We start from the raw sequence: 25,098 nt of genomic DNA, 5'->3' as shown, positions 1-25,098 counted from the left end.
TTGTGGAGTGGCGTTCGGCCCTGTGAAGGACAACGACGCCCCGTGGCAAATAGTACCCGGCCGTTCCGGAACGGCCGGGTTACGGAACGTGGGGGTACCGGAACGGCGCAGTCCCGAAACTTCATTGTTCCGGAACTGGCGAGTCTCGTATATGGTTGCGCCCATGTCCCAGACCACATCTGCGCCGCCGGCGCCCGCCGCGCCCCAGGGGCGCTGGCTGACTCTCGCCACGGTCGCGTTCGCCCAGCTCATGGTCGTGCTGGACTCGTCCATCGTGAACATCGCCCTGCCGTCGGCCCAGGCCGACCTCGGGTTCTCCGACGGCGACCGGCAGTGGGTCGTCACCGCCTACGCGCTCACCTTCGGCAGCCTGCTGCTGCTCGGTGGCCGGCTCTCCGACCTGATGGGCCGGCGTCGGGCCTTCATCATCGCGCTGATCGGTTTCGCCGCGGCCTCCGCGCTCGGCGGCGCCGCCACGACGTTCGGCTGGCTGGTGGCGGCCCGGGCCCTGCAGGGGGTGTTCGGCGCCCTGCTCGCCCCGACCGCGCTGGCCGTGCTCGCCACCACCTTCACCGACCCGGTCGAGCGCCGCCGCGCCTTCGGCATCTTCGGTGCCATCGCCGGGATGGGCGGCGCCATCGGCCTGCTGCTCGGCGGCTTCCTCACCGAGCACTTCGACTGGAGCTGGACCCTCTACGTCAACTGCGTGATCGCGGTCGTCGCGGTGATCGGCGCCCTGCTCTTCCTGCCCGAGGTGCCGCGCACCGGTCCCCGTCCGCGGCTCGACGTGCCGGGCACCCTGCTGGTCTCGGCGGCTCTGTTCTCGCTGGTCTACGGCTTCTCCCACGCCGAGACCGACGGCTGGTCCGACACTCTGACCATCGGCCTGCTGGTGGCCTCGCTGGTGCTGGGCGTGGGCTTCGTCTGGTGGCAGACCCGGGCCGCGCACCCGCTGATGCCCCTGGCGATCGTGCTCGACCGCAACCGCTCCGCCTCCTACCTGTCGGTGCTGCTGGCCGGCATCGGGATGTTCGGCATCTTCCTGTTCCTGACCTACTACCTGCAGCTCACCCTCGGGTACTCGCCGGTCAAGACGGGCCTGTCGTTCCTGCCGATGATCGTGGCCCTGGTCTTCACCGCGCAGATCTCCAGCAACTTCCTGCTGCCGCGCTTCGGCCCCCGCGTGATGGTGCCCTCGGGCATGCTCTTCGCCGCAGTCGGCGCCTTCTGGCTCACCGGGCTCGACCTGGACAGCGCCTACGCCCCGGGCATCCTGTTCCCGCTGATCCTGATGGGCATGGGCTTCGGCCAGATGATGCCCGCGGCGATCCAGACGGCCACCCTCAACGTCGACCCGCGCTTCGCCGGCGTGGCCTCGGCCCTGGTCAACACCGGCCAGCAGGTGGGTGGTTCGCTCGGCACGGCGCTGATCAACACCCTCGCCGCCTCCGCGGCCACCTCGTACCTGGCCGGGCACCAGCCCGCCACGGCCCAGGTCCTCGCCGAGGCGGCGGTGCGCAGCTACAGCACGGCCTACGCCTGGGTGGGCGGGTTCTTCCTGGCCGGTGCCCTGCTCGCGGCCCTGATGTACCGCTCGCGGGCCACCACCGTGCAGGTCACCGCTACCACGGCCGACAGCGCAGCCGACCCGGCCGAGCCGGTGGTCATGCACTGAGTCGCCGGGGCACAGACTGCTCGCCCGCCTGGTCCTCGCACCAGGTGGGCGAGCGGGCCGAACCTGCGGGCCGGCGCAGAGATGCGAGGATTACCCGCATGGCACCCGCTCCCCGGGACTGGTTCAGCAAGCAGTTCGGCGACACGTTCGACGAGAAGGCGCGCGAGATCGGCCGGTTCAACCTGGCCATCTTCGGCAAGACCGGCGTGGGCAAGAGCACGCTGGTCAACGCGATCTTCGGGGAAGACGTGGCCGAGACCGGCATCGGGCAGCCGGTCACCATGGACAGTCATCTCTACATGCACGCAGACGGTCACTTCGGCGTGCTGGACACCCGCGGGCTGGAGATCGGTACCGACGACGAGACGATCCTGTCCGAGCTCAAGGCCTACGTGCGCCAGATGCGCCGGCAGCCGCAGGCCGAGCAGCTCCATGTTGCCTGGTACTGCGTGCGCTCGCTCGACCGGCGCTTCGAGGAGACCGAGGAGCACTTCATCCGCGAGCTCGACCGGCTCGGGCTCCCGGTGCTCCTCGTCCTCACCCAGGTACCCCGGCGGGACGGCCGCTGTCACCCCGACGCCGAGGCTCTGCGCGACGACATCGCCGGGCGCGACCTCCCGCTCGCCAAGGAAGAGATCTTCCTGACCAACGCCAAGGCCGACGACTTCGCCGGCCTGGAGGCGCACGGGCTGCAGGAACTGCTCGATGCCACCTTTCGCGTTGCCCCGGCCGGTGTGGAAGAGGCGCTCACGGCTGCTCAGAAGATCGACCTGAAGCGCAAGCGCGACTCGGCGAACAAGGCGATCCGCACCGCCGTCGGAGCCGCCGCGGCGGCCGGGGCTACCCCGATCCCGTTCTCCGACGCCGCGGTGCTCGTGCCGATCCAGCTCACGATGATGGCCACGATCTCGCACATCTACGGGGTCGGCGTGGACCGGGCCACCGCCGCCGCCCTGGCCGCCACCGCAGCGGCCACCGCCGGTGGGCGTTCCCTGGTCACCAGCCTGATCAAGACGGTTCCGGGGGCCGGTTCACTGGTCGGCGGAGGCATCGCGGCAGCGGTGGCCACCAGCGTCACCTGGGCCGTGGGCCAGGCCTGGACCACCGTCTGCTCGCGCCTGGCCCAGGGCAAGCTGACCAGCGTGTCCGGGGCCCTGGACAGCGATGCGATCCGGGAACTGTTCCTCGACGAGTTCCGCGGGAACATGCGCAAGAAGCTTCCCGGGGGCTACAAGTCCTCGGAAGAACAGAGGTGACCGGCCCGCCCGGGCCGCGCCACCCGTCCTCAGTTCTAGTTCTTGCGCCGCCACCAGGCCTGCTCGGGCTCACTGATCGGCACCCGCGACCCGGGCGCGGCCGCCTTCTGGGTCACCTTGCGGTCGGACGGCGCGAAGATGATCTGTGAGATCTGCTGGTAGTGCAGGTCCGAGTCGGGGATGTAGTTGATCGTGCTGAGGGCCTGGTCCTGACCGGCCGACTCCATCACGAACTTCCCGTAGCCGAGGATCTGCCCGGTCACCGTGCGGTCGTAGCGCATGTCGGTGACCTTCGACATCGGCATGATGTCGACCTGGCGGGTGATGATGCCGTGGACCAGCATGAGCCGCCGGTCGGTGGCCAGGAACAGCTCGTCGTACCACTCCCAGGCCCGGAGGATCAGCCGGGACAGCAGCAGCAGCCAGCCCACCGTGAGGATCTGGGTGAGCAGACCGGGGACGTCGTTCTGCCCGCTGACCCAGGCCAGGATGATCAGGCCGAAGACGGCCGTGGCGACCGGCTCGGCGAGCACCACCCAGTGCCTGCGCAGCATGAAGATGATCTGCTCGCTGGGGATGAGGTAGCGGTCGAGCTCCTTGGGCACGCCCGGGCCGAATCGTTCTGAATGCCCCACCATGATGACCACTCTAGGTCAGCGGAGATCGCTTCGCGCCGTTCGACTCGGGAAAGTCACGCCCCGATATTCCCGGTGGGTGACTGCGGGCACTGCCGTCTCACCAGCTTCTGACCCACAATGTCGACAGACGAAGTCAACAAGCGTCACCAGGAGGCATGCCATCAGTACGACCAGGCTCGAGGCGCTGGAGCGGGCCCTGCCCGGGATGAACCTCATCGTGGACGCCGACGTGGTGCGCAGCCTCAGCGCCGACGACGCGGAGTGGGCCCCGGTCGGTCAGGCGCTGGCGGCGGTGCGGGTGACCAGTACCGAAGAGGTGAGCCGGGCCGTGACGGCCTGCGCCGACCTCGGCATCCCGGTGGTCAGCCGAGGGGCCGGCACCGGGCTCTCGGGCGGCGCCAACGCGGTGGACGGCTGCCTGGTGATCGACCTGTCGCGGATGAACCAGGTCCTCGAGATCGACGTGGAGAACATGATCTGCGTGGTCCAGCCCGGCGTGGTCAACGACGACCTGAAGGCCGCGGTGGCCGCCCACGGGCTCTGGTACCCGCCCGACCCGGCCAGCGCCCCGTGGTCGACCCTCGGTGGCAACGTCAGCACCAACGCCGGTGGCCTGTGCTGCCTCAAATACGGCGTGACCAGGGACTACGTGCTGGGCCTGGAGGTCGTGGTGGGCGGTCCGGCGGGGGCCTACGGCACCGTCACCCGGCTCGGCCGCCGCACCACCAAGGGGGTGGCCGGATACGACCTGACCGGCCTCTTCGTCGGCTCGGAGGGCACGTTCGGCGTGATCACCGAGATCACCCTGCGGCTGCGGCCGGCCCGCCGCGAGGCCCCGCGCACCGTCGTGGGTGCCTTCCCCAGTCTGGTCGCGGCCGGTGCCGCGGTCGCCGCCGTCACCGCGGCCGGTCTGCTGCCGACCGCGCTCGAGCTGCTCGACCGGGCCTGCCTGCAGGCCGTGGAGGACTGGAAGCACCTGGGGCTGGAGGCCGACGCCGAGGCGTTGCTGCTCGCGCAGGTGGACACGCCGGGCGAGTCCGGCCAGCTGGAGGCCGCGGCCATGGCCGAGGTGTTCGACCGGGCCGGGGCGCTGTGGGCGGCGGTCTCCACCGACGAGCAGGAGGCCGAAGCGCTGTTCGCGGCCCGGCGGCTGGCGTACCCGGCCCTGGAACGGCTCGGCCCGGTGCTCACCGAGGACGTCTGCGTGCCCCGCTCCGCGGTCCCGGCCATGCTGGCCTCGATCGTCGAGATCGGCGAGCGGCACCAGGTTTCCATCGCGACCATCGCCCACGCCGGCGACGGCAACCTGCATCCGCTGATCCGCACCTCGGCCGACGACGAGGCGTCCCGGGCCGCGGCCCAGGCGGCCTTCGAGGAGATCCTGACCTCGGCCCTGGCGGTGGGCGGCACGGTCAGCGGGGAGCACGGCATCGGCCTGCTGAAACGTGAGGGGCTGCGCCGGGAGCTGCCTGCGCCGGTGCAGGCTCTGCAGGTGGCGCTGAAGCAGACGCTCGACCCGCTGAACCTCTTCAACCCGGGTAAGGCGATCTGAAAGCCCCTTTCGCCCGATCCGGCACCGGGACAAGACTGAGGCCATGCGGAGCTTCGTTGTCACCGGCGGTGGACGAGGGGTCGGACGGGCGGTCGTGGAGCGCTTGCTGGCCGACGGCGACGTGGTGGTCGCGGTCGAGCTGGACGCCCGGGCCCTGGCCTGGATCGGTGATCATCCGGCCGGTGAACGCGTGATCGCCGTGCGCGGCGACGCCTGTCTGGAGGAGGTGGCCGAGCACGCGGCCGTGCTCGCCGCCGAGGCCGCGCCCCTGGCCGGCTGGGTGAACAACGCAGCGATGTTCCGCGACGCCTCCCTCGACACCGACGACGCGGCAACCGTTCTCGACCTGATCACCAGCAACGTGGCGGCCGCGGTGACCGGCTGTGCCGTGGCGGTGAAGCACTACCTGGCCGCGGGCCGGGCCGGGGCCATCGTCAACGTGTCCAGTCATCAGGCGCAGCGGCCGGTTCGCGGGGCCCTGCCCTACGCCACCGCCAAGGCCGCGATCGAGGGGCTCACCCGGGCCGCGGCGGTCGACCACGGCCCGGCCGGGATCCGGGTCAACGCGGTGGCCCTGGGCTCCGTCCAGACCGAGCGCTACCACCAGTTCCTGGCCGGCCGGGACGCCGCGGCGGTGGCGGCGGTGAACGCCCAGATGGCCGAGTTGCACCCGCTCGGCCGGATCGCCCGGGCGGCCGAGGTGGCCGACGCGGTGGCCTACCTGCTCTCGGACTCGGCCTCGTTCGTGACCGGGGTGGTCCTGCCGGTGGACGGCGGCCGCGCGGTGCGCGGCCCGGACCCGGAAGAGAACTGATTTCATGACTGTATGCATGTCACTGCTCACGAGCCGTGGTCTAGGATCGCCGCGTAACGCGTCAAATGCGGCATCGCCACCGCCTGGCCCGGGGAGACGAAGATGAGCACGGATGTCCCGCAGACCGAAGAAGCGCAGCTGAGCGTCCAGGGCAACGCCCGTCTGGCCGCGGTGCACAAGTACACCGACGAACTGGGGGCGCCGGAGGACGGCGCCTTCGACCGGATCGCCCAGATGGCCGCCAAGATCTTCAACACCCCGATCGCCACGGTGAGCATCGTCGACGACGACCGGGTCTGGTTCGCCGCCACCCAGGGGCTGGACGGGGTCCGGCAGGTGGGCACCGAGCCCGGCCTGTGCGCCTCGGTGGTCCACCACGAGGGCCCCTACATCGTCAACGACGCCGCGACCGACCCCCGCACGGCGGAACACCCGCTGGTGACCGGGGATCTGGCGCTGCGCTTCTACGCCGCGGCCCCGATCGAGGTGGAGGGGCACGCCCTGGGCACGGTCAACGTGATCGACCAGACCAGCCGCCCGCAGCTCGACCCGAACCAGATCAGCCTGCTGGTCGACCTCGCCGCCACGGTGGCGCAGCTGATGGAGATCCGGCTCGTCGCCCTCACCGCGATGAAGGAACGGAAGGTCGTTCGGGTCTGAACGTTAAGACCTGATCAGGCTGCATATATAAAGTCTCCACATGAATTGACGCTGCGGAGGCGGCGGTATTACATGGGCGGCGAGCCCGGTACGAATCTGGCGGCGGGACTCCGCAGCCTCGGAATCCCGCTGCCTCCGGCCGGTTTCGCCCGGAGCTCGCAGGTGGCGGCGTGACCGCTTCGCGACGACCCTGACCGTCGCGCAATCGGTCACGCCGTCAGCGCGGGTCGTCGTCCCGGTCGCCGGCGTTCTGGCGCATCTGCCGGGTGAGGTCGACCAGCAGGTCCAGACCGTCGTCGGCCCCGGCCTCCCGCCCGAACGCCGTGTGCAGCAGCGAGGGCTCGGAGGTACGGGTCACGCTGAGCCCGTCGATCCCGACGGCGTCCGGCCGGGTCTGGAGCTGACCGAAGATCTCCGGAAGCACGTTCGGTCCGGTGTAGCGGATCAGCTGACGCAGGATCGCGATCCGCCAGACGTCCTGGTGCCCGGTGTCGTCCCGGAGCCGGCCGAACAGTGCGTCGAAAAGCGTGAGCAGTTCGGCGAACCGGTCGGTGTCCAGGCCCGGCCCGTTCTGCCGGGGCACGAACGCGACCGCGCTCTCGACCGTGCGCCGCAGATCGTCGTCGGCCATCTGCCGGGCCTGGGGCAGCAGGGCGTGGGCCAGTTCCGCGACCTGGTCCCGGGCGGCCTGCTGGGTGGCGCGGGAACGGGTGAGCAGGGCCTGCGCGAGGATGCCGAACTCGGCCGAGCAGTCCGGGTCGAGGTAGCCGGTCGCCGACAGCGGCAGGAGCCGGCGCAGCCAGCGCACCGACCGCAGTCGGGTGCGGCGCTCGGGCTCGTGGGCCAGTAGGTACAGCAGCAGGGCGAACGCGGTGAGCACGGCCGCCGCGGGGGCGTACGGGAGCCAGCCCAGGGCCGAGAACGCGTAGCTGTCGGAGGACTGGTCCTGGAGCCACCGGACCCCGCTGATCAGCGCGGTCACAGCGGCGATCCAGGCCAGCAGGTCGAGCACCGTGACCGCGAAGCCCCACGTGCCGCGCCGCACGTGCCGCATCGTGATCTGCCCCGCCGCCAGCCCGGCGGTCTGGTCGAGGTCTTCCAGCCGGTACGGGCGGAGTAGGGCGTTGATCGCGTCCTGGGCCAGCGCCCGGCGCAGTCGCCGGATCCCGCTCAGGCAGAGCGCGAACGCCACCACAGCCCCGCCGAGCACGACGCCCAGCCAGACGGTCTCGCCGCCGGTGCCGCCCATCAGGTCAAGCTCTCGGCTGTGGCGTAGGAGTAGCAGACCCGGTCGCCACGCAGGTGGCTCCGGATCCGCCCGGTCTGCTGCAGCACGATCAGGGCGTGCGCCACGTCGTCCCGGTCGAACTGGGTGCCCAGGATGATGTCGACGACGTCGAGCTGCAGCCACGGCCGACGGGCGAGGTAACTCATCACCTCACGGGCCGTTCCGATGCGGTCCTGGCTGGGCACGAACCCTCGCGCGGCTGGAGAAGGGCGGCGTTGCGGCTGGCGTCTCGGCGGCAGCTTCTCGACCGGCGGTCGGTTCGGGGCGGCCAGTCGGGGAGCGCCGGTTGAGTGAGCTTGTGGGCCAGAGCTACCAATGGACGACGCTGGCGAGCGTTGGGAGGGGACCCCACCTCGAGCGATGATGGGTAAGGGAAAAGACGCCGGGGCCGCCGACATCCCGGTCTTGGTCACCGGGGTTCGTGGTTCCTCGACCGGGGGAGCAGCGGGGGCCTCTTCGTCCTCGTACCGGGTGCGAGCCAGCGTCCTTTGGAAATCGGCCTGGTAGGCGGCGCGTTCCTCGTCCTGGAGGTGCGGGGCCTCGTAGGGCGCGTCGTCCTCGTAGTCGTCGCCTTCGTCGTACTCCTGCTCGGGCCCTGCGTACCCCGGCTCGGCATCGTCCAGCTCCAGGGTGTCGCGCCCGGGTGGCTCGTGCGGCTGGTTGTAGGGCTGGTGGTACACCTGCTCGAACTGCGGGTTGGAAGCTGAACGCTCATACGGGCCTGCGTACTCCCCGTACTGGTCGTAACCGCCGTACCCCTGGTAGTCGTCGTACTGCTCGGACTCGTCGTAGTCGTAGCCGGGTTGTTCCGGCCCCGAGAACTCATCAAGATCAACGCCGCTCTCGTGGAAGTCGGCGGAGAATGTTTGATTGCGAAACGATTCTTCGGGAGCGGCTTCGTAGGTGTCCTCCGCCGGCTGCGGACTGTATTGCTGAGCCTGCCGACGATCCCGGCGACGGGGGTAGGGCGTTCCCGAGTTGCCCGCTCCTGGGCCGTCAGCAGGCAGGTAGTAGTCCGACACGCCGCGACTATAGCCCTGCGTATTTCCCTTGTGGCGCTACGTGTTCACGACACTGCGTCAGAAGTTGACTACCGCCGGGCGTTAACGGGTAAGCCGGGCAAATGCAAGGTGGGCAAATCTTGGTAATCCCCATAGCCATGCACATCGGGCCGGGGTTGTCCATGCCGGGCGATGAGGGTGCAGATCGCAATTCTGATCCGGGAAAACCCGCCGGAAACACCCGTTGGGTCTTATTCTGACATCTGCCAGCGGCTGCTTCAGCTTCAGGTTGCGGGGGAGTGCGTCGAAGAGCCAGGTAAGTATCTGACCGCTTCCGGGAGGACATCGGTGCTGGTCGGCCGTCGTGCCTCCGTGCTGGCCGTGGTCGTCGGTGTGGTGCTGTGTGGCGTCTACGCGCTGCAGCTGAGCGCCGCCGTCGAGACCGTGGTGGCCGCAGTCATCGGCATCGGCACGATCGTGCTGCAGCTCGTCGGGCTGCGCCGTAACCGTCCGGCCGATCCGCTGCCCTGGGTGCTGCTGGTCCTGGCCAGCATCTGTTTCGGCGGTGCCGTCGCCTCGCGCCCGTGGGCCGTCGGGCGGTCCGGTCTGACCCAGTTCACCGCCGACGCGTTCGCCGTCTCCGGCTACGTCCTGGTCGGCCTGGCCATGCTCGTGTTCCTGCGCCACGTCGGGGTGCAACGGCACGCGGTGGTCGACGGCTTCATCGTCGCCCTGGGGGCGGGGCTGCTGGCCACCGAGTTCCTCGCCCTGCCCGCGGCCCGGGTCGGCGACCGGCCTGACCTGGTCTCGCTGCTGGCCGGCCTGTACCCGCTGTGGGACATCCTGATCCTGCTGCTGGTGCTGAACCTCGGCTTCTCCACCGCCTCCCGGCTGGCCAGCTTCCGCTTCATGGCGCTGTCGGTGGTCGGCCTCTTCATCGGCGACACCGGCTACGCGATCATCGGAGCCCGCGGCGAGCTCACCGGCTCGGCCCTGCTGGACCTGCCGCTCCTGCTCGGTTTCGTCATGCTCGCGGCGGCCGCCCTGCACCCGTCCATGGCCGAGATGAGCTCGATCCGGGCCCGTCCGGTGCAGGCCTGGTCGGCGCCGCGACTAGCGCTGATCCTGCCCGCCCTGGCCACCCCGCTGGTGGTCATCCTGCTGGTCGAGAGCAACGGCTACGACCGCCTGGTCCAGGCCCTGGCCACCGGTGGGCTGATCGGCGCGCTGGTCTTCCGCGCGGTCTCGGCCGTGCGCAGCAACGCCGAGATCCAGCGCGGCCTGGTCTTCCGGGCCACCCACGACCCGCTCACCAGCCTGCCCAACCGCGACCTGCTCACCCGGAACGTCGACGAGATGCTGGCCGCACGCCGGCCCGAGGGGATCTGGCTGCTCTACCTCGACCTGGACGGCTTCAAGCTGGTCAACGACCACTGGGGGCACGAGGTCGGGGACCTGCTGCTGGTCGAGGTCTCCCGGCGCCTGAGCGAGCTGACCCGCGACTGCGCGATGCTCGCCCGGATCTCCGGTGACGAGTTCGTGGTCGCCGACCACGGCCAGACCGTGCACGCCGCCGCGATGGCCGAGCGGATCCAGGCCGAGCTGACCAGGCCGGTCGAGCTGCCCGGCATCGAACTGGTGGCGGTCGCCTCGATCGGCATCGCCCAGCAGAGCGACCAGCGCAACGCCGAGTCGCTGCTGCGCGACGCCGACCTGGCCATGTACCGGGCCAAGGCGGAGGGCCGGGGCCGGGTCAAGGTGTTCGACGCCGGGATGCGCCAGACCGTGCGCGAGCGGGTGGAGATCGAGCTCGCCCTGCGCCAGGCCGTGCAGCGCAACCAGCTCTGGCTGTCGTACCAGCCGATCGTCGACACCCGCACCGGCCGGGCGGTCGGGGCCGAGGCCCTGGTGCGCTGGACCCACCCGGTGCGGGGGCCGATCTCGCCGGCCGAGTTCATCCCGGTGGCCGAGGAGACCGGCCTGATCGACCAGATCGGCACGTTCGTCCTGGAGGAGTCGCTGCGCCAGATGGCGCTCTGGCGGGACGAGAACCTGCTGCCCGAGCGCTTCTGGATGTCGGTCAACGCCTCCGCCCGCCAGTTGCGCGACCACAACCTCCGCCGCAAGATCGCCGACGGCCTGCGGGTCTACCGGCTCGGTCCGGAACGGCTCAGCCTGGAGATCACCGAGTCGATCCTGATCGGTGACAGCAGCCAGGTCCTGGAGGTGCTGGGCAGCCTGCGCGACCTCGGCATCGGGCTGTCGGTGGACGACTTCGGCACCGGCTACTCCTCACTGAGCTACCTCAGCCGCTTCCCGGTCACCACGGTCAAGGTGGACCGCGCCTTCGTCACCGGCCTGGGGGTGGACCCGGGCGACGAGGCCATCGTCCGGGCGATCGTCGCCATGTCCACCGCACTGCACCTCGGCGTGATCGCCGAGGGGGTGGAGACCCCGGCCCAGCGCGACGCGCTGATCAGCCTGGACGTGACCCGGGGGCAGGGCTGGCTGTGGGGAAAGGCGGCCGGGCACGCCGAGTTCGCCGAGAAGCACCTGCGCCCGCTGCTGCGTGAGGAGCAGGCCGAGGACGCGTTGTGGACGCCCCCGGTGCAGCAGCAGGCCAAGGGGTTGCCTCAGGCCGGCGTGGGCAACAGCTGAGCTCCACCCGGCTCGGGGAACGTGTAGGCCCAGTACACCTGCGCGTCCAGGCGCTCGCGGCGCACTCCGGGCAGGTAGGTCCGGGCCAGTTGCTCGATCGCGGTGGCCAGCCGCTCACGCGTCTCGTGCTCGCAGATGTCCAGGCAGATCAGCCCGCTGGAGGCCCCGGCGTCCCGGCAGACCATCTCGATCAGCTGGGTCATCGCCCCGGTGCCCTGGTAGTCCGGCTCCACCGCCACGAAGCTGACGTACCAGATGCGTTTCTGCGCATACAGTTCCGGCCAGCGCCGCTCGAAGTACTCGGGGGAGATCAGGTGCACCGCGTCGAGCTCGTTCGTCGCCGTCGCCAGCGCGGCCACCCGTCCCCGCTCCTCGTCGCGGATCGCGTACTTGGTGACCCGCTTGTCCTGCATCAGCTCCTCGAACTCCGGGCGGAGCATCAGGTGGCGCTGCACCGCCAGACTACGTAGGTCGTCGAAGGCGTTCTCGTAGAGCTTCCAGTAGCTGCCGTCGGCGTCCTCGAGCCTGCCGGACACGATCTGCTCCACCGCTGCATCACTCCCGTTTCGCCGCACGCATTTCGTCGACCGCAACGGCGTGATCCACTGTCATTACGCCATGCAATCCGTACGCGTCAGTATGACGAGCGATGTGACGGTTGGAGCGGCTTTTAGGGGGATTTCCCCTACGGCTAGGCCGCGAACAGGGGTGGCAGCGTCACCAGCATGATCAGCGACCAGGTCGCGTGGGTGGCCATCGGGGCCAGGATCCCGCCGCTGGCCCGGCGCTCCAGCCCGAGCACGGCCCCGAGCAGGAAGGCGGCGAACACCAGCATGGGATTGCGGGTGGCGATGGTGGCCAGGGCGTAGATCACGGTCGAGATCAGTACCGGGTGCTGCCGCCCGATCGCGGCGAACAGCGCCCCGCGGAAGAACACCTCCTCGGCCAGGCCGTTCAGCAGGGCCACCGCCACGATCAGCAGCAACGCCCCCTCCCGTTCATGGGCCAGCACATGGGCCACGAAGTCCCGCAGGGGCGGGATCTCCCGCACGACCAGCGCACCCGCCACGAAGATCGCGCCCGCCACCAGTCCCAGCACGATTCCGTTGATCAATGGACGTCGGAGAGCACCTCTGTGGGGAATCCAGCCCAGGTGCAGGGGGCCCGACGCCAGGCCACCGACGGTCCAGACCAGGGCCACCGAGAGAGTGAGGGGGTAGAAGACCGGGTCACCCGGCTCGACCGCGAGCGAGATGCCCAGCAGAGCGGCCCCGAGGACGAGCGTGAGGGCGGTGACGATCCGGCGTCGGCGGAAGTGCGCATCGGGTTCCCGGTGGTCCCGCGGCACTCTTTCGATCAGGGACGACCGGAGCAGGTTCTCGACGGTTCTTCCGGTTGCGGTGCGGCGAAGGTTCGCGGCCGAGCCTTCCAGCCGGCGGCTGGCCCATGCCTCCAGGCCGGACCGGGTCTGGGATTCGGTGGGCTGTGCCCCGGACGACTCACTGGAGGGTTCGCCGGACGTGGGCTGATCGCTCACAGCCGGCCGGGTTCCTGGCCGTCCGGACGAACTGTCTGCCCTGTCTGCGTCTTGCTGGTCTGGCTGGTCTGCTGCGGGGGTTGCTCACCCAGGGCCCGCTCCCGGTCGGCCAGGGCGAGCCGCACGGCCTCGTCGTAGCCGATCGACGGACCGGGCACGATCTGCTCGATCGAGTGGTCGTGCACCACCACCTCGTTGATCATCGAGTCGACCAGGTTCCGGCCGGTGGCGGTGTCCACGTCGGTGACCAGGGCCAGCCAGCGTGACGAGAGGCCGGGGGTGAGTAGCGGCACGGTCAGGCTGGGCAGCCGCTTGCCCATGATCCGGGCGGCCCGGGCCAGCATGTCCTTGTAGCGCAGCACCTCCGGCCCGCCGATCTCGAACACCCGCCCGCGGGCCTCTTCCGGCTCCAGCACCCCGGCCAGGTATCGGATCACGTCGGGCAGGGCGATCGGCTGTGTCCGGGTGTTCACCCAGTGCGGCGTCACCATCGCCGGCAGGTGGTCGACCAGCTGCCGGGTGATCTCCCAGCTGATCCCGCCGTGCCCGACCACCACGGCCGCCCGCAGCACCGTCACCGGCACCCCGGCCAGCGGCAGCAGCTGCTCGACCTGCCGCCGCGAGCGCAGGTGGGGGGAGAGCTCACCGTCGTCCTCGCCGAGCCCGCCGAGGTAGATGATCCGCTCCAGCCCGGCCTGCTGGGCCGCCTCGCCGAAGTTCAGGGCCGCCTCGGCGTCCTTCTGCTCGAAGTCGTCCGACTCCAGCGAGTGCACCAGGTAGTAGGCCGCGTCGCAGCCGGCCATCGCGGTGGCCAGGCTCTGCGGGTCGTCGACGTCGCCGAAGACCGGTTCGCCCGCTCCGGTGTAACTGTCCGGCTTCCTGGTCATCGCCCGCACGCTGTGGCCCCGGCGTTCCAGGTGCTCGGCGAGGTGCGAGCCGATGAATCCGGAAGCGCCTGTGACCAGGACTGTTCTTGCCATGGCCCCAGTCTCGGGGTGCTTGCCCGCTTCGGCACCCGCAGCGGCGGACGGGTGGTTGCGCCCGATTGCGCCGGCAGTGGTGAGGAAGGCGCGCCAGGTGAGGCAGAATAGTTCGCTCACCGGACATACTTCGTTCACCAGTGCGACGGCAGGAAGCCATCGCCGGCCGAGGTGGGTCCGGCAGGCCTGCGTCCCCCCGGTCCTAGACGGAGCTCGTTCAATGACGACTGTGATCACCTTCGGCACCTTCGATGTCCTGCACATCGGCCACCTGCGCATCCTCGAGCGGGCCAAGGCGCACGGTGACCGCCTGGTCGTGGGCGTCTCGTCGGACGCCCTGAACATGAGCAAGAAGGGCCGTAACCCGATCTTCAGCGAGCAGGAGCGCAAGGAACTGATCGAGTCGCTCAAGGTGGTCGACGAGGTGTTCGTCGAGGAGTCGCTGGAACTCAAGGCCGAGTACGTCCAGAAGTACGGCGCCGACCTGCTGGTGATGGGCGACGACTGGGCCGGGCGCTTCGACTGGATCAAGGACTACTGCGAGGTGGTCTACCTGCCGCGCACGCCCTCGATCTCGACCACCGCGGTGATCGAGAAGATCGCCAAACTGCCCTCCGCCTGAGCCCGGTCCAGGCCCCCCGGATCCGGCAACGATGTCCGGTATCGCTATTTATGATTGATTTATGGCCGCAGTGGTGGACGGCGATCATTGCGGCGCGTAGATTTCACAGATAGTAGAAATCAGATCCGGGGGGTGTCTGAAGTCGGAGCTCGGATGATGGGCAAATGCGTTTCAGGTAGGGCTGATCCGGCTTCACTGTCGGTATTTGACTTCAGTGCGGATTGATTTACCTGTGGCGTCGGCGGCTGAATTCTTGCCGCTATTTGTCCCGCGCAATATTTCATGCTGAAACTTTCCGCGAGTGAGAACGGGGCCACCCGGGCTTGAACCGGTCCTGCGCCGCGGTCGCGGCTCGGTGCCGGCTCACGCGGGCTCGTTGCGGCTCGTTGTTGGCTCGAGGCTGGCCCGGTTGGTGGCCGAGTTTGCCGGCCGACGAGTCCGCTGGCCGAGTCTGTCGGCCGAGTTGCTGACCAGTGGCGGCCCGGTTCTCACGGCACAGGCCCTCGGGCGGTGCTCCGACCCCTCCCGGAGCACTGCCCGAGTCTGGCTGGAGCGGCTTCCGCCCGGCCCCGGCCCAGGTTGTGCTGAGGTGGTCAGCTGCCGGTCTGAGCTGCCGGTCTGAGCTGCCCGCCCGAGCTGCCCGCCCGAGCTGCTGGTCTGAGCTGCTGGTCTGAGCTGCCGGCGTCACGCCCGGCTCGCCTAGACCGGTTCCGGTCGTGTCCAGCGTCTAGTGGTTCCTACCCACGCCCGCCTTTGGTCAGGCCCGGCACCTTGGCCGCCCAGTCGTCCTCAGGCTTCGGCGTCCTTCTGGCTTCACTTCCCAGGCTTCCCACGACCAGGGTTCTCACCGGCAAGACTCTCACCATCGGAGCCATCAGTTTCGGGGCCATCATCCTCAGAGCCATCACCCTCAGAGCCACCACCCTCAGAGCCGTCAGCTGCAGGGCCGTCCACGCCAGCCCGCGGCAACCGCCGCCCGGCCAACTGCCGCCAGACCCAGCTCTCCGGCATCCGCGTCCCGGTCACCACGTACTGCGCTGTGCTCTCACTGAGCAACGTGGTCTGCAGCTCACGCCGGGCCATCCGGGTGCCCGCCACCAGCAACTCGTCGTCCAGGCGCAGTTCCGTGTCGTCCGGCGGGCCGATCGTCGCCTTCCCATCACGCAGCAACATCAGCGGCACGACCGCCAGCCGGTCTTCCCTGTCGTCCGGGTCGCGCAGCAGGTCACCGATGGTCAGCGGCACCCGCCGGCCCTCCTGGGCGGCGTGGCGGCGCTGACGCACCCGGGCCGGCACTGCCTCCGGATCGAGGTACCCGGCCAGGGCCGGCGCCTCCCACGCAGTCAACTCGACGTTCCACACGTCCTTCATGAACTGCCCGCACCGGTTCTTGATGCGCTGGATCAGCTCGATCGCCTCGTCCTCACCGCGGTGCGGCATCTCCTCCAGGAAACGCCACAGCAGCGGGGTGGACAGGCGGGCGTAGGCCTCCCGGGCCACCAGGTCGGCCGGTACCAGCAGCATGTCCAGGTGCATGGCGGTGAACAGCGACTGGTTGGTGGGCAGGTTCTGCCGCCCGGCCACGTACAGGTCCGGGTTGCGCCTTCGGGCGGCGGCGATCAGCGAGAGGTTGGTGGTGTCGTCGTCGGTGCCCGCCACGAAGCCCACGGCCGTCTCGATGTGGCACTCGTCCATCACCTCCGGCTCCGACCCGTCGCCGTGGATCACCCGCGGCAGCCGTTCCACCGGGATGTCCAGCTCGGCGGCCAGGAACTCGTCGGTCGGCGGGTCCGGGTCGACCACCACCACGTCCAGCCCCTCGGCGAGCAGGTCGCCCACCACCTCCTGACCGAACCGGCCGTAGCCGCAGACCACCCACAGGCCCTTGGCCGGGGGAGACCCGGGCGGGGGCTGCTCCGAGCCGGGGCCCGCCTCCAGCCAGGAGTAGAGCCGGAACGAGATGGGTGCGCGCAGGGCCATCCGCAGGTGGTCGCCGAACCGGTCGAACGGGTTGATCACGGTCGGCGCGCCCCAGGCCCGCATCCGGTCCTCCACCGGGGCCGAGATGGTCCGGGCGATCACCGGCAGGTCCGGGCGCAGCAGCGCGGCGGTCATGGTGATCGCCAGGTTCACCTCGTCGTCGTCGGTCAGGGCCAGCACCGCCTCGCAGTGCGGGTTCTTCAGCCCGGCGAGCTTGAGGTTGAACGGGTTCGAGGCGTCGGCGGTCAGCCCGGGCGGGTCGGCGAAGTACTGGTCCACGTCGAGCGACTCGATCTTGGTGGCCTCCACGTCGATCGCCACGAAGTTGCGGCCCAGGTGGTCCCAGGCCTGGCCGAGCCGCTGCCCGGTGTGCCCGTAACCGGCGATCAGCAGGAACGGCTCGCGCATCCGCTCCACCCGGCTGGTGAAGCGGCGCATGTCCAGGGCGGTGCGGAAGGCCCGGTCCTGCAACAGGGAGAGCAGGGTACCGATGGTGTACGCCCAGCCGACCACGGTGAGGTAGATGCTCAGCGTCATCCACAGCCGCTGCTCGGCGGTGAACGGGTAGGGGATCTCGCCGAAGCCGATCGTGCTGGCGGTGTAGCTCATCACGTAGAACGCGTTGAACATGCCCATCCGGTGCGGCTCGCCCTCGGACGTCTCGCCCGGGGCCACCGCCAGGCCGAACGTGGTGATCGCGAAGATGATGATCAGGACGATCAGCGGCGTGCGCATCCGTCGCATGATCAAGAAGATCGGTGCCGAGACCGCCTCGACCCCGCGGGAGCTGAGCGGGCCGCCGGCCGGGCCGGGCAGGTCACCGGCGTGCCGGAAGCGGGAGATGGCGGCCCACCGGCCGGCCCCGGTGATCAGCGCATTGGTCGCGGCCGGGTCGTGGTTGGTCGGCGGGGGCAGCAGCGGTTCGCCCGGCTTGCGCACCCGGGCCCCCGGGCGCCGCGCACCCGGCCGGTGGCCCGGGTGCCGCTCGTGCCATTTCTCCTGCTCCGAGCGGGGGCGGTCGGCGTTGGGCATCAGCGACGGTGGAACGACACGGTCTCGATCACCAGGAGCACCACCGAGACGAGGTTGGCCAGGAGCGCCCCGCCGGAGAGCGAGACGATGCTGGCCATCGCGTGCTCGTCCAGACCGGAGGACGAGACGTGGTCGGCGTAGACCCAGACCAGCGTCGCCGCGATCAACTGCAGGTCGGCGACCAGGCTGGTGGCCAGGTGCACGGCCCCGATCTGGGTGCGGTCGCCGAACTTCAGCACGGTCACGATCAGGCTGACCACCACGGCCGCGTAGAGCTCGTACTCGCTGTGCAGCTTCGCGTTGGAGATGTCACCGATGAAGAACCCGAAGTTCAGGGTGGCTGCGAGCAGCACGAAGAAGCCGAAGATCACTTTCTCGAGGTTCATCGACCCCTCCGGTCGAACGGTGCGCGGCAACAGGCATCCGGGCAGGATGCAAGCATCCTGCACCCCACCAGAGCTGGAACGCTCATCGACCTGTTCAGGTGCCCCCTTCAGCACACGGGTTCAGCACACGGGTTCAGCACACGGGTTCAGCACACGGGTTCAGCACACGGGTTCAGCGGGCGGGCTCAGCGGTCGTAGAGCTCGCGGGCCAGGGCGAGGAGCTCACCGGCCAGAGGCGCAGGGGCGTCCCGGCGCCAGGCCAGGCGGACCGGGGTGCGTTCGGCGTCGCGCACCGGACGGTAGACGATGCCGGGCCGGGGGTACTGGGCCACCGTCGCCTCCGCCGTCATCCCGACCGCATGCCCGGCCGCGATCATGGTGAGCCACTCGTCCACCGAGTGGGAGTCGACCACCCGGGCCGGGCCCTCGCCGGCCGGCCACAGGTCCGGTGTGGTGGTCCCGGTGCGGTGGTCCACCGCGAGCGTGCGCCCGGCGAAGTCGCGCAGCCGGACGAAGCGGCGCCGGGCCCACGGGTCGTCGGTGGCCACGGCCGCGAAACGGGCCTCGGTGGCGACCAGTTCGGTGGCGAGGTGGGCGAAGCGGGCGCCGGCCAGGGGGCGGCGGATCACCGCCACGTCGGCCGTGCCCTCGTCCAGCCCGGCGGTGGGCGTGTTCGACTGGATCAGCGTCAGCCGGGTGCCCGGATACCGCTGCGCCCAGGTGCGCTGCAGCTCCACGGTGTGCCGGCCGAGCGCCGACCAGGCGTAGCCCAGGCGCAGGTGCGGATCCACCACCTGCTGCAGCTGGGCCACGTCGGCCAGGATCCGCCGGGCCCGGACGATCACTCCGGCGCCGACCGGGGAGACCTCGACACTGCGGGTGGTGCGGTGCAGCAAGGTCACCCCGAGCGCGGCCTCCAGCGCGGCGACCGACCGGGAGACCGCGGCCTGGGAGATGCCCAGCTCGATCGCGGCGTCGGTGAAGGTGCCGTTGTCGGCCACCGCCACCAGACAGCGCAACTGCCGGAGCTCGATGCCGGAGTGGCCATTCATGACTACATCGTATGAATCCGAGTCCATCTGCATTTCCGGAACCGGTCATCCGGATCGCAGAGTTCTGGTCATGACCACTGCCGTGCCCAGTCCGTCCACCGTCCAGCCCGGGCCCCAGCCCCGGCCCGCCGAGGGTTTCCGGGGCCGCGGCGGTCTCCCGCTGTCCATCGCCGCCATGCTCTTCAGCGGCACCAGCAGCCAGGTGGGGGCCGCAGCCGGGGCGCAGGCCTTCGGGGCGATCGGCCCGGCCGGGGTGGTCGCGGTCCGCCAGCTCGTGGCGGCCTGTGTGCTGTTGCCGATCGCCCGGCCGCCGATGCACCGCTTCACCTGGCGGCAGTGGTGGCCCACGCTCGCCCTCGGCGTGGTGTTCGCGGCGATGAACCTGGGCCTCTACACCGCGATCGACCGGATCGGTCTGGGTCTGGCGGTCACCCTGGAGTTCCTCGGCCCGCTCGGGGTGGCGCTGGCCCGCTCGCGTACCCGGCGGGACGCCGCGTGTGCCGTGCTGGCCGGAGCGGGCGTGGTGGTGCTGGTCGCCCCCGGCCCGAGCAGCGACTGGTTCGGCATTGCGATGGGCCTTCTCGGGGCGGTCTGCTGGGCCGCCTACATCCTGCTCAACGCCGAGGTCGGGGCACGCCTGCCGGGACTGCAGGCGCCCGCCGCGGCCTCCACCGTCGCGGTGGTCCTCTACCTGCCCGTGCTGGTCGTCCTGGCCGTCCAGGACCGGTTCACCACCACGGCCCTGCTGGCCGCGGGCGTGGCCGGGATCGCCTCCTCGGCCGTGCCCTATGCCTTCGACCTGATCATGCTGCGGCGCGTGCCGGCCCGGTTCTTCGGGGTGTTCATGAGCATCAACCCGGTGCTGGCCTCGCTCGTGGGCATCGTCGTGCTGGGCGAACTGCTCGAGGCCCGGGAGTGGCTCGGCGTGTTCATGGTGATCGCCGCGAACGTGGTCACCACCACCACCAAGTCCTCATGATCGGGCCCCTACCGGCCGATGGGACTTCCTGGTGGCGCGGAGCAGGCAGGCCGTAGAGCGAAGGGCAGCGCAGGTGGTGGATTCGGGGCGCGAGGCCGGGTCGGACTTCGTCACCGTCGCCCTGGGCGTGCTGGCCGACCTGCGCACCTGGATCGGCCTGGAGGCCTGGGCGATCCTGCGTCGCGACGACGACGAGCTCGTGGTCATGCTGACCAACGACGAGATCTTCGGCATGTACGACGGCCTGACCCTGCCGTGGGCCGAGTCGTACTGCAGCCAGGTCGTCGACTGGGGCCGCCCCGAGGCGGTGCCCGATGCGAGCGAGAACTACCTGCTGATGAACTCGGCGAAGGACACACTGGTGCCGGTGGCGTCCACGCTGATGCTGGCGCTGCGCTCGCCCGAGGGCAAGGTCCTGGGCGCGCTCACCGGGATCAGCGCGCGAACGGCTCCCGACCTGGAACAGCACCTGCCCGCCGTGCGCCGGCAGGCCACCCTGCTCGGGGCGCTGCTGGCCCACGAACTGTCCGCGCAGCAGGAGGACCGCCGCGAGCAGACCCCCGACGCCGACTTCACCGACCCGCTGACCGGCCTGGCCAACCGCCGGGCCTGGGACGACGCCCTGCGCGCGGAGGACGCCCGGGCCTCGCGCTACGCCGGGTCGGCGGCCGTGCTTGTGCTGGACATCGACGGCCTGCGCCGGGTCAACGCCGGGACCGGGCACACCAGCGGGGACGACGTCCTGATCACCACCGCGGCGGTGCTGTCCGGGCGGATGCGCTCGGTCGACTTCGTGGCCCGGATCGGCGGCGACGAGTTCGGCGTCCTGATGCCCGAGACCACCGCCGACCAGGCCCACACCGTGCTCGGCGACCTGCGGAAGGCGTTGTCCGCAGCAGGCATCACGGCCTCCTTCGGAGTCGGCCAGCGACGCACCAACACCGGTCTGCAGGCCGCCTGGCGGGCCGCCGACGTGGAGATGTACGCGGACAAGCTGCAGGTCGCGAGTCGGCGCATCCCGCGTCAGACCTCGGTCACCGTCGAAGCCGGGCCGTCCGGGCCGGGCGACCGCGAGCCCTACACCGGTCTCGAACGGCGCCGGAGCCCAGGCCGGCGAGAGAACGACGAAGGTTCCACCACGACCCCTGCCACCGCCGACGCCGAGGCCCGCCTCGCGGCCGGAACGGTGCAGACGCTCGCGGTGGAGGCTGTAGGGCGCCGGCTGACCAGCGTGGACGCCCTGCTCCAGCTGGCCAAGGACCAGCTCGGCATGGACGTGGCCTACCTGGCCACCTTCGAGAGCGAACCCGAGAACGGATCACCCGGCCAGCAGCGGGTGCGCAACCTGGTCAGCACCATCGAGGTGGCCCTGACCGTGGGCCAGCTGCAGGCGGCCGACGAGACGTACTGCCGGGCCCTGACCGAGAAGCGGCTCGCCCCGGTGATCGCCGACACCTCGCGCGACCCGGTGGCCCGGGCGCTGCCGATGACCCGTCGGCTCGGGATCGGATCGCACGTCGGGGTGCCGTTGTACCGCCGCGACGGCCGGCTCTACGGCACCTTGTGCACCTGGTCCGCCGCCCCGGACGAGGCGCTGCGCGAGCGGGACGCCGAGGTGCTGCGGGCGATCGGCGCCGTGGTGATGGACCTGGTCGACATCGAGGACCGGACCGAGCGGGACCGGCACCGGATGCTGGACCGGATGGACCGGCTGATGGCCAACGGCGGGCCCGGGGTGGTGTTCCAGGCGGTGCACGCCCTGGACGGCCTGAGCACCGTGGGGGTCGAGGCGCTGAGCCGGTTCCCGGCCGGCAGCGGCCGCCCGGACGAGTGGTTCACCTCGGCCACCCGGGCCGGCGTGGGCCTGGAGCTGGAACTGGCCGCCGTGCGCAACGCCCTGACCATCCTGCCCGCCCTGCGCGGCTTCCTGGCCATCAACGTCTCGCCCCGCACCCTGGTCTCGCCCGCCTTCGGCCGGCTGGTCACCTCGCTGCCGCTGCGCAGCATCGTCGTCGAGGTGACCGAGCACGAGGCGGTCGACGACTACGACGCGCTGAACGAGGTGCTGCGGCCCTGGCGCGAGCACGGGATGCGGATCGCGGTGGACGACGCCGGGGCCGGCTTCGCGAGCATGCGGCACGTGCTGACCCTGGTGCCCGACTTCATCAAGCTCGACATCTCCCTGGTCCGGAACATCGACGACGACCCGGCCAAGCGCGCCCTGGCCGGTGCGCTCGCGGCGTTCGCCCAGAAGATCGGCAGCAGCGTGATCGCCGAGGGGATCGAGACCGCGGCCGAGCTGAACTGCCTGCGCGGCCTGAAGGTGGAGTACGGTCAGGGATATCACCTGAGCCTGCCCGGCCCGCTGGCCGACGAGATGCGCAAGGACGGCGAGGTCCTGCCCGAACCGGCGTGAACCGGCCGCCGACCCATCACCAGGCGTGATGGATTCCAGTCGGGCCCGTGATGATTCGGGGTCTGGACAATCTCTACCCTCTAGGTAGAGTAATTCACGTGGAACGGTGGAGCACATCGGGAGCGGCCGGCCCAGCCGTCTGAAACTGGTTGTGCGCCGACAAGTCCGAGGCCATTTCCGCTTCTTCTGAAACACCTCTGCCGTCGTGCCGCCACGGTCGACGGTGCGCTGCTGCACGGCCAAATCCAGCTCTCGGGACGGTGCTTCGTGTCTGTCGAGTTCATCAGTGCCATCAACGTCAACCCGGCCAACGAGATCAACCGCCTCGGGCGGTTCGACATCGACGTGCCCTACCTGAAGCGCTACTCGCGGATCCTGGAGGACGGCGGGTTCGACTACACGCTCGTGCCCTACGGTTCCCCCGGGCACGACCCGTTCAGCATCGCCACCGCGGTCACCCAGTACACCGAGCGGATCAAGCCGATCGTGGCGCTGCGCCCGAACACGCTCTACCCCACCGTTGCGGCGAAGGCCCTGGCCACGCTCGACCAGCTCTCCGAGGGGCGGGCGGTTGTGCACTTCATCGCCGGCGGCAGCGACCGGGAGCAGTTGCGCGAGGGGGACACGCTGGACAAGGTGGGCCGGTACGAACGGCAGGAGGAGTACATCCGCATCCTGCGCCGGGTCTGGTCCGAGACCGAGCCCTTCGACCACGACGGGAAGTACTACCAGTTCAAGGATTTCGTCTCGCGGGTCCGGCCGGTGAACGGCACGATCCCGGTCAGCGTGGGTGGTTCGTCGGACGAGGCCTACCGCGTGGGTGGCGCGCTCGGCGACATCTTCGGCCTCTGGGGCGAGCCGCTGGCCGAGACTGCGCAGCAGATAGCCCGATTCAGCGAGCATGCGCGACTGGCCGGCCGCACCGACGTGCCCCGCACCTGGGTCACCTTCCGGCCGATCATCGCCCCGACCGAGGAACTGGCCTGGGAGAAGGCGCACCGCACGCTCGACGTCCTGAAAGGTAATACTGGCGGCGGTAAGTCGCTGTGGTCCCAGGTGAAGAACTGGAACGGCCCGGAGGGTCCGGCCAACGTCGGTTCGCAGCGGCTGCTGGAGATCGCCTCTCGCAAGGATCTGCACGACCGGGCGCTGTGGACGCCGACCGCGACCGCGACCGGCGCCGCGGGGGCCTCCACCGCACTGGTCGGCAGTTACGAGACGGTCGCCGCGGCCATCCTCGACTACATCGACCTCGGTGCCGACCTGATCTCGATTCGGGGTTACGACAACCTGAACGACGCCGTCGACTACGGCCGCTACCTGATCCCTCTGGTGCGGCAGGAACTCGCCCACCGCGAGGCGACCGGTGAGCGCGGCGCCGTGGTGCAGCAGGACCCGTTGGAGAACAGCGGCCTGGTGAACTCGTGACCGCTCAGCCCGAAACTGTATGGGATCTGGACGAAGTCAGGGATCAGCTGGCGAAGCGAGCCGAGGAGAACGACCGCACCGGAGCCTTCCCCTGGGAAAGCATCCAGGTGGTGCACGAGGCCGGCCTGCTCCGGGCCGGGATCGGAAGTGCCTACGGCGGGCCGGGCCTCAGCTCTGCCGAAGCGGTCCGGCTGTTCCTGGCCCTGGGGGCCGGTGATCCTTCGGTGGCGCTGCTGACCGCGATGACAGTGTTCCAGCACCAACTGCAGGCGACGGCCCCGTGGTGGCCGGAAGAGACCTACCGCAAGGTGGTCGCCGACTCGTGGGGTCGGCCGGTGCTGCTGAACGCGGTCCGGGCCGAACCGATGTGGGGCGCACCGGCCCGCGGCGGCCTGCCGGCCACCACAGTGAGCAAGGTCGAGGGCGGCTGGATCCTCAACGGACGCAAGGGTTTCGCCACCGGCTCGGAAGGGCTGGCCTACCACCTGGTGTGGGCCACCACCTCCACCGATCCGGACGACGACCCGTTGCTGGCCCACGCCGTGGTGCCCGGCGACACCCCGGGCATCGAGGTGATCCGCACCTGGGACCACCTCGGGCTGCGAGCCACCAGCACCCACGACGTGGTCTACACCGACGTGTTCGTGCCGGAGGAGAACTTCCGCGGAGTGCCGCTGTCCCAGCAGGGGCGCGACGTGTCCGGGTCGGCGGTGCTGGGCCTGGCGGCGCTCTACGTGGGCGTGGCCAGAGCTGCCCAGGCCTGGTTCGTGAAGTTCGCCAACGAGCGGGTGCCCACCTCGCTGGGCCGGCCGATCGCCACCACCGAGCGGATCCAGTCCGTGGCGGGGGAGATCGAGGTGCAGTTGATCCAGGCCGAGGAGGTGCTGTTCGGTCTGGCCGCCCGGGTGGACGCGCACGATCCGGTCGCCACCCAGCGTCTGCTCAGCGCCAAGCTGATCGCCACCCGCAGTGCCGTCACCGCTGTGCAGACCGCGGTCGCCGCCCTCGGCAACCCGGCGCTGACCCGGCACAACCCGCTGCAGCGACACCTGCGGGACGTGCTCTGTTCGAGGGTGCACCCGCCCCAGGACGACGCGGCCCTGCTGATCGCTGGCCGAGCTTCTCTCAAGACGCCGTAGGAGAA

The 25,098-nt window shown here is 70.2% G+C and carries 20 protein-coding genes; 11 read left to right on the top strand and 9 right to left on the bottom strand.

Annotated features, from left to right (window positions below):
• Positions 1–163 precede the first annotated feature (163 nt).
• On the top strand, positions 164–1,675 hold the full coding sequence (locus tag QSK18_RS23605; RefSeq protein WP_232809878.1) for an MFS transporter: 1,512 nt from the start codon (positions 164–166) through the stop codon (positions 1,673–1,675).
• Positions 1,676–1,773: 98 nt separating this feature from the next.
• On the top strand, positions 1,774–2,931 hold the full coding sequence (locus QSK18_RS23600) for a GTPase family protein (RefSeq protein ID WP_232809879.1): 1,158 nt from the start codon (positions 1,774–1,776) through the stop codon (positions 2,929–2,931).
• Positions 2,932–2,966: 35 nt separating this feature from the next.
• Here the strand turns inward: QSK18_RS23600 and QSK18_RS23595 are convergent, their stop codons facing one another.
• On the bottom strand, positions 2,967–3,569 hold the full coding sequence (locus QSK18_RS23595; protein WP_232809880.1) for a PH domain-containing protein: 603 nt from the start codon (positions 3,567–3,569) through the stop codon (positions 2,967–2,969).
• A gap of 205 nt (positions 3,570–3,774) precedes the next feature.
• Here QSK18_RS23595 and QSK18_RS23590 point away from each other — a divergent pair, with 205 nt between their 5' ends.
• From QSK18_RS23590 to QSK18_RS23580, 3 genes are all read left to right on the top strand, one after another.
• Entirely contained in the window at positions 3,775–5,121 is a 1,347-nt protein-coding gene (locus tag QSK18_RS23590) for an FAD-binding oxidoreductase (protein WP_285623429.1), read from the top strand.
• A gap of 43 nt (positions 5,122–5,164) precedes the next feature.
• Positions 5,165–5,935 carry an SDR family NAD(P)-dependent oxidoreductase gene (locus tag QSK18_RS23585; protein WP_285623426.1) on the top strand — a complete coding sequence of 257 codons (771 nt, stop codon included), beginning with the start codon at positions 5,165–5,167 and terminating at the stop codon, positions 5,933–5,935.
• Positions 5,936–6,037: 102 nt separating this feature from the next.
• The gene (locus QSK18_RS23580) at positions 6,038–6,595 is read left to right on the top strand and encodes a GAF domain-containing protein (protein ID WP_232809883.1); all 558 of its coding nucleotides are present in this window, start codon (positions 6,038–6,040) and stop codon (positions 6,593–6,595) included.
• Positions 6,596–6,812: 217 nt separating this feature from the next.
• Here QSK18_RS23580 and QSK18_RS23575 read toward each other — a convergent pair whose 3' ends face one another.
• On the bottom strand, positions 6,813–7,844 hold the full coding sequence (locus tag QSK18_RS23575) for a hypothetical protein (RefSeq protein ID WP_232809884.1): 1,032 nt from the start codon (positions 7,842–7,844) through the stop codon (positions 6,813–6,815).
• Positions 7,844–8,905, bottom strand: a complete 1,062-nt coding sequence (locus QSK18_RS23570) for a hypothetical protein (RefSeq protein ID WP_285623422.1) — start codon at positions 8,903–8,905, stop codon at positions 7,844–7,846. Before QSK18_RS23570 ends, QSK18_RS23575 begins: the two co-directional genes overlap by 1 nt.
• Before the next feature lie 327 nt (positions 8,906–9,232).
• On the opposite strand from QSK18_RS23570, the gene QSK18_RS23565 reads away from it, so the two are divergent.
• On the top strand, positions 9,233–11,542 hold the full coding sequence (locus QSK18_RS23565; RefSeq protein WP_232809886.1) for a putative bifunctional diguanylate cyclase/phosphodiesterase: 2,310 nt from the start codon (positions 9,233–9,235) through the stop codon (positions 11,540–11,542).
• Here QSK18_RS23565 and QSK18_RS23560 read toward each other — a convergent pair.
• The 3 genes from QSK18_RS23560 to QSK18_RS23550 form a co-directional block, all read right to left on the bottom strand.
• Positions 11,518–12,090, bottom strand: a complete 573-nt coding sequence (locus tag QSK18_RS23560) for a GNAT family N-acetyltransferase (RefSeq protein ID WP_232809887.1) — start codon at positions 12,088–12,090, stop codon at positions 11,518–11,520. The two genes, QSK18_RS23565 and QSK18_RS23560, sit on opposite strands and share 25 nt — an antisense overlap.
• Positions 12,091–12,233: 143 nt before the next feature.
• A complete protein-coding gene (locus QSK18_RS23555) occupies positions 12,234–12,917 on the bottom strand; it encodes a CPBP family intramembrane glutamic endopeptidase (RefSeq protein ID WP_502894257.1) in 684 nt (227 codons plus the stop codon).
• A gap of 158 nt (positions 12,918–13,075) precedes the next feature.
• Positions 13,076–14,059, bottom strand: a complete 984-nt coding sequence (locus QSK18_RS23550; RefSeq protein WP_232809889.1) for an NAD(P)H-binding protein — start codon at positions 14,057–14,059, stop codon at positions 13,076–13,078.
• 220 nt (positions 14,060–14,279) lie between these two features.
• Between QSK18_RS23550 and QSK18_RS23545 the strand changes: the two genes are divergently transcribed.
• Positions 14,280–14,681: an FAD synthase family protein gene (locus QSK18_RS23545; RefSeq protein ID WP_232809890.1), complete on the top strand. Its 402-nt coding sequence runs from the start codon at positions 14,280–14,282 to the stop codon at positions 14,679–14,681.
• A gap of 813 nt (positions 14,682–15,494) precedes the next feature.
• Here the strand turns inward: QSK18_RS23545 and QSK18_RS23540 are convergent.
• The 3 genes from QSK18_RS23540 to QSK18_RS23530 form a co-directional block, all read right to left on the bottom strand.
• Complete coding sequence (locus tag QSK18_RS23540) at positions 15,495–17,693, bottom strand: potassium channel family protein (protein WP_285623414.1); 2,199 nt, start codon at positions 17,691–17,693, stop codon at positions 15,495–15,497.
• Positions 17,693–18,079, bottom strand: coding sequence for a DUF6394 family protein (locus tag QSK18_RS23535; RefSeq protein ID WP_232809892.1), 387 nt, complete (start codon positions 18,077–18,079; stop codon positions 17,693–17,695). The genes QSK18_RS23540 and QSK18_RS23535 overlap by 1 nt, the downstream gene beginning before the upstream one ends.
• A 185-nt stretch (positions 18,080–18,264) precedes the next feature.
• Complete coding sequence (locus QSK18_RS23530; protein WP_232809893.1) at positions 18,265–19,131, bottom strand: LysR family transcriptional regulator; 867 nt, start codon at positions 19,129–19,131, stop codon at positions 18,265–18,267.
• A 70-nt stretch (positions 19,132–19,201) separates the two neighbouring features.
• Here QSK18_RS23530 and QSK18_RS23525 point away from each other — a divergent pair, with 70 nt between their 5' ends.
• From QSK18_RS23525 to QSK18_RS23510, 4 genes are all read left to right on the top strand, one after another.
• Positions 19,202–20,110: an EamA family transporter gene (locus QSK18_RS23525; protein WP_232809894.1), complete on the top strand. Its 909-nt coding sequence runs from the start codon at positions 19,202–19,204 to the stop codon at positions 20,108–20,110.
• 73 nt (positions 20,111–20,183) lie between these two features.
• A complete protein-coding gene (locus QSK18_RS23520) occupies positions 20,184–22,526 on the top strand; it encodes an EAL domain-containing protein (protein ID WP_232809895.1) in 2,343 nt (780 codons plus the stop codon).
• 267 nt (positions 22,527–22,793) lie between these two features.
• Complete coding sequence (locus QSK18_RS23515; protein WP_285623407.1) at positions 22,794–23,954, top strand: LLM class flavin-dependent oxidoreductase; 1,161 nt, start codon at positions 22,794–22,796, stop codon at positions 23,952–23,954.
• Positions 23,951–25,093 (top strand): acyl-CoA dehydrogenase family protein, encoded by a 1,143-nt coding sequence (locus QSK18_RS23510; RefSeq protein ID WP_285623404.1) that lies wholly within the window; start codon positions 23,951–23,953, stop codon positions 25,091–25,093. Before QSK18_RS23515 ends, QSK18_RS23510 begins: the two co-directional genes overlap by 4 nt.
• Positions 25,094–25,098: the final 5 nt, after the last annotated feature.

This window comes from Kineosporia sp. NBRC 101677, from assembly GCF_030269265.1.
Classification (GTDB): domain Bacteria; phylum Actinomycetota; class Actinomycetes; order Actinomycetales; family Kineosporiaceae; genus Kineosporia; species Kineosporia rhizophila.
This window is presented reverse-complemented; position numbering and strand designations above follow the sequence as displayed.